The sequence below is a fragment of the Streptomyces sp. NPDC001714 genome, from assembly GCF_042892755.1.
Classification (GTDB): Bacteria; Actinomycetota; Actinomycetes; order Streptomycetales; family Streptomycetaceae; genus Streptomyces.
This window is the reverse complement of the sequence record NZ_JBIAUL010000017.1, coordinates 239,119-250,394: the sequence shown is the minus strand read 5'-3', so window position 1 is coordinate 250,394 and position 11,276 is coordinate 239,119. Positions and strand designations below refer to the sequence as shown.

The 11,276-nt window shown below is 70.8% G+C and carries 7 protein-coding genes; all 7 read right to left on the bottom strand.

Translation table 11 applies throughout. The features are described from left to right. Positions 1 to 140: 140 nt before the first annotated feature. The 7 genes from ACFY0P_RS37615 to ACFY0P_RS37585 all read right to left on the bottom strand — a co-directional run bounded on the left by ACFY0P_RS37615 (position 141) and on the right by ACFY0P_RS37585 (position 11,256). Entirely contained in the window at positions 141 to 854 is a 714-nt protein-coding gene (locus ACFY0P_RS37615; RefSeq protein ID WP_388923819.1) for a hypothetical protein, read from the bottom strand. Between the two features lie 35 nt (positions 855 to 889). Then, the gene (locus ACFY0P_RS37610) at positions 890 to 3,109 is read right to left on the bottom strand and encodes a glycoside hydrolase N-terminal domain-containing protein (protein ID WP_388923816.1); all 2,220 of its coding nucleotides are present in this window, start codon (positions 3,107 to 3,109) and stop codon (positions 890 to 892) included. Beyond that, positions 3,106 to 5,091, bottom strand: coding sequence for a beta-galactosidase (locus ACFY0P_RS37605; protein ID WP_388923814.1), 1,986 nt, complete (start codon positions 5,089 to 5,091; stop codon positions 3,106 to 3,108). Before ACFY0P_RS37605 ends, ACFY0P_RS37610 begins: the two co-directional genes overlap by 4 nt. Next, on the bottom strand, positions 5,088 to 7,283 hold the full coding sequence (locus tag ACFY0P_RS37600; protein ID WP_388923811.1) for a 1,4-beta-glucanase: 2,196 nt from the start codon (positions 7,281 to 7,283) through the stop codon (positions 5,088 to 5,090). The genes ACFY0P_RS37605 and ACFY0P_RS37600 overlap by 4 nt, the downstream gene beginning before the upstream one ends. A gap of 272 nt (positions 7,284 to 7,555) precedes the next feature. After that, positions 7,556 to 8,500: a carbohydrate ABC transporter permease gene (locus ACFY0P_RS37595; RefSeq protein ID WP_388923808.1), complete on the bottom strand. Its 945-nt coding sequence runs from the start codon at positions 8,498 to 8,500 to the stop codon at positions 7,556 to 7,558. Next, positions 8,497 to 9,537, bottom strand: a complete 1,041-nt coding sequence (locus ACFY0P_RS37590) for an ABC transporter permease (RefSeq protein ID WP_388923805.1) — start codon at positions 9,535 to 9,537, stop codon at positions 8,497 to 8,499. Before ACFY0P_RS37590 ends, ACFY0P_RS37595 begins: the two co-directional genes overlap by 4 nt. A gap of 27 nt (positions 9,538 to 9,564) precedes the next feature. Then, on the bottom strand, positions 9,565 to 11,256 hold the full coding sequence (locus ACFY0P_RS37585) for an extracellular solute-binding protein (protein WP_388923802.1): 1,692 nt from the start codon (positions 11,254 to 11,256) through the stop codon (positions 9,565 to 9,567). Between the last annotated feature and the right edge of the window lie 20 nt (positions 11,257 to 11,276).

Below are 11,276 nucleotides of genomic sequence, written 5' to 3'. Positions count from 1 at the left end.
CCAACCCCCGCCCCCCCCCGCCCCCCCCCGCCCCGGGGGCCGGCGGCCCCCCCGCCCCCCCCCCCCCGGGGCGGGCGGGGGGCCCCGGGGGGGGCGGGGGGGGGGGGCGCCCCCGCGGGGGGGGGGCCCGCCCCGGTGACTCAGCTGCTGCTGACGCTCTCGCTGTTGACGGTGAAGTCCAGCCCGCCGGACGAGGACGTGATCTCGAAGCCGAACTGCAGGTCGCCGATGGTGACGTTGCCGAACCAGCCCTTGGTGTCCTTGATCCACTTCAGGATCGGCAGGATGTCGATCGTGCCGGAGCTGGAGTTGGAGCTCCGGATGAACGAATAGACGTTGTTCGAGCCGTTGTTGCCCTTGTAGACGGTCCAGGTGTTGCCGCCCAGCGTGAGCGTGCCCTGCGAGGTCCCGAGCGGCCCGACGGCCCCGGTCTTGTTGACCCACAGCATGATCTCGTTGGCGTATCCGGTGTCCCAGATGTCGTACGACGTGTTGTACGCGCCGGACGACGGGACGGTCACGTTGTAGCTGCTGGTGAGCGACGTGAGCGAGGTGATCGTCTTGTTGATCACCTTCTTGGCGTTGGGGTACGACTTGATGCCGCCGGTGTTGGGGTGGTTGGCGTTGACGCCCCAGTTGGTGCCGGAGTTGGCCCAGATGCACTGGGTGCCGGCGCCGGAGCCCCAGATGTTGTTGTAGAGGGTGTAGCCGGTCAGCGTGGTGTTGCCCCACTGGTCGCAGGAGCTCCAGACGGCGGCCGAGGCGGGGGCCGCGGCGAGGCCGACGGTGGCGCCGAGGGCGAGCGCGGGGGCGATCAGGGCGGTGGCGACCCTGCGATACGTGCGTGTTGCCATGGTGTCCCTTCCATGGGTGGGGGGAGGTGCGGTGGCTACCACGTCCCCAGGGTGAGGACGTGGTCTTCTCCGGCGACGAGGTCGAGCGGCCGACGGCCGGAGGAAGTCCACAGGTCGACGCGGAGCGTCCGGTGCGGCTTCAGGACGGCTCGCGCGCCCTCGGGCGTCCAGTCGAGGTCGAGTTCGGCTCCGAAGCGGGTGCGGATGCCGTGCAGCCGCCCTCTTTCCAGGCCCCGCGGCGGCGCCGGCAGCAGGACCAGCCGGTCCGGGGTCGACTGGACGAGGGCTTCGACGATCACGGCGGGCAGGGTGTGTGCGGCGTCCGCGTTGTAGACCTCGAGGTGCGGGTAGTGGGCGCTCATCAGGGAGGCGTGGAAGAAGTCACCGCCCAGGACCTGGGCGAGGGCGGCCTCGACCCGCTCGCCGTCCCGCAGGCGGGCCGCGACGAGCGCGTGATGGAGGTGGCCGTGGGCCGAGTCGTTCTCGGCGCCGCGCAGTTCGAGCGCGCGGTGGGCGGCGGCGGCGAGCTCCGGGGTGTCGTACGGGCTGATCTCGTCGAGCGGCCAGACGCCGTAGAGGTGGCTGAGGTGGCGGTGGTCGTAGGTGTCGTCGAGGCCGGGCCAGGCCCATTCGGCGAGCGCGCCGTCGGCGTTGGTGCGGTGCGGGGGCAGCCGGTCGGCGAGGGCGCGCCAGCGGTCGGCGTCCGGGCCGGGGTGGTAGTCGGCCGCGGTGCGCAGGGCGTGCCGGGCCGCGGAGAGGTCCATCGCCGCGTTGACCGCGCCCCAGCTGGCGTTCGCGGGCCGGTTCTCGGGCGAGTAGGAGGGGACGATCACGAGGTGGCCGTCGGCGTCGGTCCGGGTGAGGAAGTCCTCGTAGAACAGGGCGACTTCGGCCAGCGCCGCCGCCGTGCGGGGATCACGATCGCCGCGGATCTCGTCGTGGTCGACGAGCGGTTTGAGCAGCCAGTCGGCGCCGGCCGTCCACAGGTGCAGGGGGTATTCGCGGCTGAAGTGGTAAGCCAGCCCGGACTCGCCGTCGCTGTGCGCGGGCGCCACCACGCCCCGGGCGCCGAACACCGCGCGGGCGTTCTCCCGCCAGTCGCCGAGCTGGCGCTGGACCAGCGCGGCGCAGGCCTGGGTGACTTCGGGAAGCGCGGCGGCCGCGGCCGAGGCCGTCTGGAGGTTGACGTTGGCGTCGTTGGTGAACGCCCCCGACCAGGCGGTGTCCCAGTCACCGGTCCACAACCCGGTCAGGCGGGGCGGGTTGAGGCCGGAGGCGGAGAGCAGGTGGTAGCGGCCGGCGGCGAAGAGCCGTTCCAGAAGAGCCGCTTGGGCGGACCGTTCGAGCAACTGGGAGCCGGGGAGGGCGCGGTCGGCCGGGTCGGCGGCCAGATCGAGGGCGACGCGCGCGTAGGCGGTGCGATGGAGGCCGAGGTGGCGGGTGAGCAGCGCGTCGTACGACTCCTGGTCGGCGAGCAGGTCGCTCAGTTCGCGTGCCTCGGCGGTCACGTCGAGTTCGCCGGTGTGGCGGCGGACCCGGGTGAGGAGGAGGACGGACTCGGCGCCGGTGACGCGGACGCCCGGCGGGACGAGTCCGGTGGAGCCGCCGGTGACGGCGACCAGGGTGACGCCCGTGTAGGCGCGGTCGCTGTCCGGGTAGCGGGCGCGGAGGCTGAGCAGGGCGCCCTCGGGGGTGCGCAGCGCGCCGTGGCCGACACCCAGGCCGCTCGGGGCGCCAGGGAGCCGGTGGTCCAGGGCGATGTCGAGGTCGGCCGTGGTGACCTGCTGCACGATCACGTCGTCCGCGCGGGAGACGAAGACCCGGCTGGTCCAGTCGGCGGCGGTGGCGGTGACCTCGCCGGTGGTGAAGTCGACGGAGCGGCGGTAGCCGTCAGGGCGGCCGTGCGGCCTGCGCAGCCGGATCTGGAAGGCGGGGTGGAAGGGCTGGACCCACTGGAGCGGACGGCCGTCGGTGAAGCTCTCGGCGGCGTCCGACTCGCCGGCGAGCAACCTGTCCTGCACGTCGGCGAGTGCGGCTGCCAGGCGGGGCGGGCGGGCGTGTTCGCCGCCGTTCGGGCGCACGAGGGTGTGATGAGTGACGATGACACGGTCGTCGTTCGGATCACCGAACACGAGGGTGCCGTGATGGCCGTTGCCACTCAGGAAGGCGTCCTCCCAGCGGGCGGCGGGGGCGGGCTCCCAGGTGCCGTGGACGGGGCCGGACGCTGCGGCGGTGTCGGTACCGGTGGTGGTCATGGCCTGAGCACCGCCACTCCGTAGCGGCCCAGGACGGTCTCGCCGGTGACGGTCGTACCGGTCAGCAGGTCTCGATGTGTTCCCATGATCGGAACTTTTACCTGATCACACCCGTGATTGAACAGGAACAGCAGCTCACCCCGGCGGACCGCCTCGACTCCGGTGGGCAGCCCTTCGAGCACCGGGCGCGCCCCCGCGTCCGCCGCGATCCGGCCGAGCAGCTTGCGCAGCGCCTCCGGCTCGGGGAGCGTGGAGACGTACCAGGCGCGCCCGTTGCGCAGCACGGCCGGCATTCCGTCGAGTTCCCCGCCCTGGTACGGCACGGTCTCCGTGACGCCGGGTACGGCCTCGATCTCCTCCGACCACAGGGTTCCGCGGAAGCCCTCGCACGCGACGGTCTCCCCCGCGTCCAGCGGCCACCACTCGTGCAGGGTGCGGATGCCGAAGAGCTCACGCAGCCGTGCGTCCATGCCGCCGGGTCGGATCCGGTCGTCCTCGTCGGCGATGCCGGTGAGGAAGCCGCTGACCAGGGTGCCGCCGCCGCGGACGTAGGCGAGGAGGTTGCCGATCGCGGCGTCGGTGAGGAGATAGAGCTGCGGGACGACGACCAGCCGGTAGGCGGACAGGTCCTGTTCGGGGTGGGCGAAGTCGGTGGTGAGGTTCGACTCCCACAGGGCCCGGTGCCAGGCGTGCAGGACGTCGGGGAGGTCGACCTCGGTGGAGAGCCGGCCTTCGTGGGCACCGGCCCACCAGGAGTGCCAGTCGTGCAGGATCGCGATGTCGGCACTGATATGACGCTCGGTCACCTCGGCTGCGAGGGTGGCCAGTTCGGCGCCGAGCCGTTTGATCTCCTGGTAGGTACGGCCCTCCTCCCCCGCGTGGCTGACCATCCCGGAGTGGAACTTCTCCGCGCCCTGTCTCGACTGCCGCCACTGGAAGTAGCAGACGGCGTCCGCGCCGCGGGCCACGGCCTGGAGGGACCACTGGCGGTTGAGGCCGCGGGGCTTCGGGTGGTTGACCCCGCGCCAGTTGACCGGTCCGGCGGCCTGCTCCATGAGCATCCAGGGGCCGCGCGCCTGGGAGCGGGTGAGGTCGTGGACGAGCGCGCCGTGCTGCGCGCCCAGGGGATCCCGCGGGTCGGGGTAGAGGTCGACGGAGACGACGTCCTCCTCGGCCGACCAGCGCCAGGCGTCCTGGCCGATCCACAGCGGCATGAAGTTGGTGGTCACCGGGATGTGTGGGGTGTGGCGGGCGACGATGTCCCGTTCGGCCCGGTAGCACTCCAGGAGCATGTCGGAGGTGAAGCGGCGGAAGTCCAGCACCTGGGTGGGGTTCTTCAGGTAATGGCTACGGCGCGCGGGCAGGATGGCGTCCCAGGTGTCGTAGCCCTGGCTCCAGAACGCCGTTCCCCAGGCGGTGTTGAGGGCGTCGAGGGTGCCATAGCGTTCGCGCAGCCAGCGGCGGAAGGCGGCGGCGGCCTCGTCGCCGTGGTCGAAGGTGCAGTACTCGTTGTTGATGTGCCACATCGTGAGGGCGGGGTGGCCGGCGTAGCGGGCGGCGAGGTCCTCGGTGATGGCGGCGGCGTACCGGCGGTAGGTGGCGCTGGAGTGCGAGAAGTGCTGGCGGCCGCCCCACCACTCGGTGCGGCCGTCGGCGTCCCGGGGCAGGGTGTCCGGGTGCAGCCGCCCGAGCCACGGCGGCGGTGACGCGGTGGGGGTGGCGAGGACGACGCCGATGCCGTGGTCGTGCATCAGGTCCATGAGCCGGTCCAGCCAGCCGAAGTCCCGCTGTCCCGGTTGCGGTTCGAGCCGCGCCCAGGAGAAGACGCCCATGGTCACGGAGTTGACGCCGGCGGCCGTCATCAGCCGGACGTCCTCGTGCCAGGTCTCCTCGGGCCACTGCTCGGGGTTGTAGTCGCCGCCGAAGAGGATGCGGCCACGGGTGGCGTCGGAGAGCCCCGGCGGCTTTGGTCCGGCGGTCATCGGACGGGCTCCCCGTACTGGATGCCGCGCCCGTTGGTGGCCAGGTAGACCCTGCCGTACACGCGCGGGTCCCCGGTGACGGCCTGCCCGATCCAGCCCCACTGGTGCCGGTCGTCGTTGATCCGGACCCAGGTGCCGGCCTCGTCGTCGGAGCGGTGGACGGCGGTGATCGACTCGGTGGAGCCGACCAGGTAGATCGCCGGATAGTCGGCACCGGGCGCCGCCTTGCCGAAGCCGAGGGTGTACGCGGCCCGGCAGCTGGCGACCTTGACGAACGTGGCCCCGCCGTCGGTGGACCGGTACAGGCCGTTCCACTTCACGCTCAGCCACAGGTCACCGGACCTGCCCGGCGCCGCGACCAGCTGGAACTGACTGTCACCGGAGGGCAGACCGGTAGCACGCGCCGTGAACGAACGGCCACTGTCAGTGCTGGCTTGTAGCGTTCCTGTGTCGGTGTCGTACGCGTAGAAGAGCGTCGGGTCGGCCGGGTCGGCGACCGGCGTGGCGCCCTTCGGGAAGGAGGAGATCTCGGTCCAGGTGGCGCCGTTGTCGTCCGACCGGTGGGCGGGGTACTTGGTCCCGTCCCAGTGCACGAAGGACCACAGCAGCACGCTGCCGTCGGCGTTGGCGGCGATCGGCCCCGGTGCGTCGTGGGCGAGGGAGGGCTGGGCGGCGAAGGGCGCCCAGGTCCGGCCCCCGTCGTTCGAGTACGCGCCGTTGCCGTGGTCGCCCCAGCCGGCGCGGACCACGTACGCCGGCCTGCCCGCGGCCTGCGCGAGCCCCGTCGCCGACCCGAACACGGGGTTCGTGGCCATACCGCGCGACGGGGACGCGGTGAGCCGCTCGTGGTACAGGACGCCGATGTCCCCCGAGCCGCTCAGCAGGTGTGCCTCCCCGACCGGGGGCGACACCAGCTGGAGCACCGACGTCTCCTCCAGGCCGCGGATCTGCGGGGCCCAGTGGACGAGGTCGCGGGTGCCGTACAGGGTGGCGCCGGTGCCGTAGACGACGTGCTTCGAGTCGTACGGATCGACGGCGACGGCCTGGATCCACCACCCGAACTTGGGCTGGTCGCCTCCCCACTTCAGGAAAGGAGTCTCGGACACGTCGAAGACAGCGGAGTCCTTGAGGGACGTCCAGGTACGGCCGCCGTCGGTGGTCCGGTAGAGGGTGTCCACGACCGCCCACCGGTTGTTCGTCGAGACGACGGCGGTGCCGGGCCGGCGGGCGTCGACGGCGACCCCGCCGTAGCCGAAGGTGTCGCTGCCGCCGGGCCGGACCGGCGTGACCTCCGTCCACCTGCCTGTGCCGGTGGCGAACTTGTGCACACTGCCGTCCGCCTGGCCGTTGGGGCCGGGGGCGTCGGCGTACGTCACGTACAGCTCGCGGGCGTGGCGGTCGTAGGCGGCGCGGACCGGGATCTTGGCCGCGGTGCCGGTCGGCTGGCCGGGTACGGCTTCCCAGGCAGCCCCGTCGGTGGTGCGGTACAGACCGACGGCGGTCGCGCTGCCGTCGCCGTCCGCCCAGCCGGCGTAGACGGCACGGCCGACGGCGACGAGGAGGCTGACGCCCTGCCCGGAGGCGGAGGGGGTGGCCGGGAAGCCGTCGGCCTGCGCCCAGGTGGCGCCCCGGTCCGTCGACCTGAGCAGCCCGTCGTGTCTCGTCCCCAGCCACAGGGTGTCGCTGTCCCGCGGGTCGACGAGGAGGCGTTCGCCCATGCCCCGGCCGTCCTCGTTGGCGCCGAGTTTCACGGTGAGGTCACTGCGGGTCCAGGTGGCGCCCCGGTCGTCGGAGCGCAGGACCGCGCCGTTGCCGGCCCAGGACTGGGCGTACGTGCCGAGGGCGAGGTAGAGCCGGTCGGGGTGGGCCGGGTCGACGGCCATCGCCTCCACGCCGAGGAGGTTCCAGTCGTCCCAGCCGAGGTGATCGGTGAGGGGGGTCCAGCGGGCGGTGCGGGCGTCCCAGCGGTAGGCGCCGCCGATGTCGGTGCGGGCGTAGGCGAGGCCGGGGACGGTGGGGTGGAAGAGCACGCCGGTGACGAATCCGGTGCCGCCGATCACCGCGTTGCGCCAGCGGTACGCGTGCGCCTGCGGCCGGGGCTCGGCCGCGTGGGCGGTGGGGACGGGGAGGGCGGTGAGGGCGGCGGTTGCTGCGGTGCCGGCGAGGACGGTTCTGCGACGCAGGGTTGGCATGGGGAACCTTCGGTGGGTTTGGTGGTTGACCGGGGTGGGCGCTGGGCGGGGGTGGGGACGCTTACCGGCGCTGGCCGGGTGGCCTCCCCCAGCCTTCGGCCGGGGGGACCCCCAGCGCCCACCCGTGCCGCCTGTGGCACGCCTGCCCGCAGCTAGGTGTGCAGGACGCGGCTGGGGGTACCCCCGGCCGAAGGCTGGGGGAGGAACTGCGCGACCGGCCACGGAGCAGCCGCAGTCGCCGACGCTCCCCGCCCCCCTTCAGAGGGCGACGGTCACCCCTTCACCGCCCCGGTGAGCATCCCCTTCTTGAAGTGCTTCTGGACGAACGGGGACAGGACCGCCACCGGCAGCAGCGCCATCACCATCACCGCCATCTGCACCGCGAGCCCCGACAGCTCGCCCGTCTTGATCGCCTGCCCCAGTCCCACCGGGGCCTGCTGCTTCTGCACCAGCTGGATCATGACGTTCTGCAGCGGCATCTTGTTCTGGTCGTTGAGGTACAGGGACGCGTTGAACCACGCGCTCCAGTACCCGACCGCGTAGAACAGGGTGATCACGGCCAGCACCGCCCGGGACAGCGGCATCACGATCTGCCACAGGATCCGGAAGTCGCCGGCGCCGTCGATGCGCGCGCTGTCGGTCAGTTCCTGCGAGATGCCCATGAAGAACCCGCGCAGGACGAGGATGTTGAAGACGCTCACCGCGCTCGGGAGGATCAGGGCGAGATAGCTGTCGGTGAGGCCGAGGGACTGCACCAGCAGGTAGGTCGGGATCAGACCGGCGCTGAAGAACATCGTGGCCAGCAGCAGCATCAGGAACCAGCGGTGGCCGAGCGAGCCGATCCGCGAGAGGCCGTAGGCACACAGCACCGACACGGTCATCGAGAACAGCGTGCCGACGAGGGTGATCAGGACGCTGATGACCGTGGCCCGGGTGACCTGACCACCGCTCAGCAGCTCCCGGTAGGCGACGAAGGTGATGCCCTTGGGGATCATCACGAGGCCGCCCGCCTGGTCGATGGTCTTCCGGGAGGACAGGCTGGTGACGACCACGATCCAGAGCGGGAAGAGGATGGCCAGGCAGGCCAGGGTCAGGACCAGGCCCTTGCCGGCGACGCCGGCCCTGCTCGGCTCCTCCTCCCACACCGGGCGGGGCGGCGCGGCCCACCGGGACGGCGGCCGCTCCCGTACGGGCGGCTTGTCGATGACGGCGGTCATTTCTTGTACACCCCCTGCTCGCCCATGAGATGGGCCACCTTGTTCGCGGCGAGGACCAGTCCGAGACTGACCACGCCCTTGATGAGGCCGGCGGCGGCCGCGTAGCCGAAGTCCTGGTTGCGGACGCCGTTCCACCAGACGAAGGTGTCGAGGACTTCGGAGGCTCCCGGTCCGACGGCGTCGCGTTGGAGGAGGATCTGCTCGAAGCCGACCGTCAGCGCGTCGCCCACCCGCAGGACCAGCAGCAGGGCGATGACCGGGCGCAGGGCGGGCAGCGTGACGTGCCAGATGCGGCGCCGGCGGCCCGCGCCGTCCATGGCGGCGGCCTCGTAGAGGTCGGGACTCACCGACGCCAGCGCCGCCAGGAAGACGATGATCCCCCAGCCCGCGTCCTTCCAGACGCTCTCCGCCGTGACCAGGAACTTGAAGGTCGACGGGTCGGTCATGATGTCGAGTCCGTCGTAGCCGTGCTGCCGCAGGAGCTGCGACAACACGCCCGCGCCGCCGAAGATCTGCTGGAAGACGGAGATGACCAGGACCCAGGAGAAGAAGTGCGGGAGGTACAGCACCGCCTGGGCGATCGCGCGGACCCGGGGCCGGATCACGCTGTTGATGAGCAGCGCGAGGGCGATCGGGATCGGGAAGAACAGCACGAGCTGCAGGAAGAACAGCACCAGGGTGTTCTTCACCGCGTTCCAGAACGCCGAGTCGGCGAAGATCTGCTGGAAGTTCTCCAGGCCCACCCATGCGCTGTGCAGCATGGAGACGATGCCGTTGTCGCTGACGTACGGGTCGTAGTCCTGGAAGGCGACGATGTTGCCGAGGATCGGCAGGTAGTTGAAGACCAGGAGCAGCAGGACCGCCGGCAGGGTCATCAGGATCAGGGCGCGGTCGCGTCTGAATCTGAGGCGCAGGCTGAGCTTCCCGGTGTTCGCCTTGTTCTTGGTTCCGGTGGCGCCGCCGGACGCCGGCGGAGTCCTCCCCGTACCGTCGTCGTCTGCCTCGGTCCTGCTGCGAGGCACCGTGCTGTGGGACACGGCTGTTCTCCTTGCCTCGGTGCCGGGTCAGCTCGCCGACGAACCGTTGTCGTCGAGCAGCTTCTGGTACCAGTCGCGCAGCTTGTCGCCGCCCTTGCTCTTCCACTCGGCGACGGCCTGCTGCATGTCGCTGATCTTCTTGCGACCGCGGGTGATGTCGTCCTCCAGCGTCTCGAAGTCGTCCATGAGGTTGGTGTAGCGGGACGGCTCGGTGATCATCTGGCCGAAGAAGCTGGACTTCCTGGTGAAGGAGCCCATCCGCTGCTGCCACTCCACCTGCGCCTTGGCGACGTCGGGGAAGTCGGGGTGGGCGATGGTGGCGGCGGGGCTCGCGATCATGACGTAGGCGTTGAGGACCTCGTTGTTGCCCTGGGTGGTCTTGGTGGGCACGCCGTTCTTGACGGTGTAGTGGGTGCCCTCGACGCCGTAGTTGGTGGCCATGTACTCCTTGGTGCCGTACGGCGCCGCGGTGGTGTTGGCGACGGCCAGCACGTCGTGGATGACGGACTCCGAGGCCTTCTTGTTGACGAAGGCGAAGATGCCGGCCGGCTGTTCGGCCCAGACCTGCGGGTTTCCGCCGTCGTGGCCGTAGACGTCCATGCCCCATATCTTGAAGTCCGGGTTCTGGGTGGCCTGTTCGGCGGTGCGGCTCCACCACTGGCTGATGTCGTTGGGGTAGATGAGGAACTCGCCCGCCGCGAACTTGGGGCCCGGGTCGGGGGCGTTCTTGCCCAGCTTGGCGTCGGGGTGCACGACTCCGGCGGCGAAGAGCTTGCGGGCCCACTCCAGCGCTTCGAGGTACTCGTCGGTCTCGATGCGGTTGATCAGCTTGCCGTCGACGAGGTTCCAGCCGAGCGGCTTCTCGCTGCCGGACAGGACGCCGAACATCTGCCAGGCGGTCCACTTCATGTCCAGGCAGGCCCAGCGCCTGGCCTTGGCGTTGGTGATCTCCTTGGCCAGGGAGAGGAACTCGGCGGCCGAGCGCGGGATTTCGTAGCCCTCCTTGTCGAAGATGTCCTTGCGGTAGAGGGGCACGATGTTGGTGACGTACGACGCCGGCATCGGCAGTCCGCGCAGCTTGCCGCCGAAGATGCAGCGCCGCCAGGCGTCGGTCGGGATGGCGGCGAGGTTCGGGTAGTCCTTGACCTTGTCGCCCGACAGGTACGGCCCGAGGTCGGCGAACTTGCTGATGATGGCGGTGGGTATCTTGCCGCCCATGTTCCAGTTCGGGATGACGACGACGTCCGGTACGTCGCTGGAGGCGAGGACCGCGCCGAGCTTCTGGTCGTAGGTGTTGCCGTCCTGGTTCTGCCACTCGACGTCGACGCCGATCATGTCGTTCATCGCGTTGTAGTACGGGTTGTCCTGCTTGGGCGGGGAGCCCCAGAACGGCGACATGACGGTGACCTTGCCGCCCTTGCCGAGCTTCTTCGGGACCGAGGTCTTCAGGGCCGCCAGGTCGAGCTTGCTGGTGAAGCCGATCGACGAGCCGTACTTCGACGGGATGTCGGGGGTCACCACGTTGTCGGCGACGTACGACGGCAGCAGCTTCTTCGCGTCCTTGCCCGAGGAGGAGCCCCCTCCGGACCCGCTGTCCGACGCCCCGCAGGCGGCGAGCAGCGGCATACCGCCCGCCACCGCTGCGGTGGCGACTGCCGTGGAGGCGAGGAAACTTCTCCGGCTCGGCCCGGACGGGGCGGAAGCGGCGTTCGGCGTCATTGCGTCAACCCTTCATGGCG

What these genes read in the sequence shown, in the direction of transcription:
- ACFY0P_RS37615 (WP_388923819.1), bottom strand. Translation starts at nt 854, where the DNA reads ATGGCAACACGCACGTATCGCAGGGTCGCCACCGCCCTGATCGCCCCC.
- ACFY0P_RS37595 (WP_388923808.1), bottom strand. Translation starts at nt 8,500, where the DNA reads ATGACCGCCGTCATCGACAAGCCGCCCGTACGGGAGCGGCCGCCGTCC.
- ACFY0P_RS37585 (WP_388923802.1), bottom strand. Translation starts at nt 11,256, where the DNA reads ATGACGCCGAACGCCGCTTCCGCCCCGTCCGGGCCGAGCCGGAGAAGT.
- ACFY0P_RS37610 (WP_388923816.1), bottom strand. Translation starts at nt 3,109, where the DNA reads ATGACCACCACCGGTACCGACACCGCCGCAGCGTCCGGCCCCGTCCAC.
- ACFY0P_RS37605 (WP_388923814.1), bottom strand. Translation starts at nt 5,091, where the DNA reads ATGACCGCCGGACCAAAGCCGCCGGGGCTCTCCGACGCCACCCGTGGC.
- ACFY0P_RS37600 (WP_388923811.1), bottom strand. Translation starts at nt 7,283, where the DNA reads ATGCCAACCCTGCGTCGCAGAACCGTCCTCGCCGGCACCGCAGCAACC.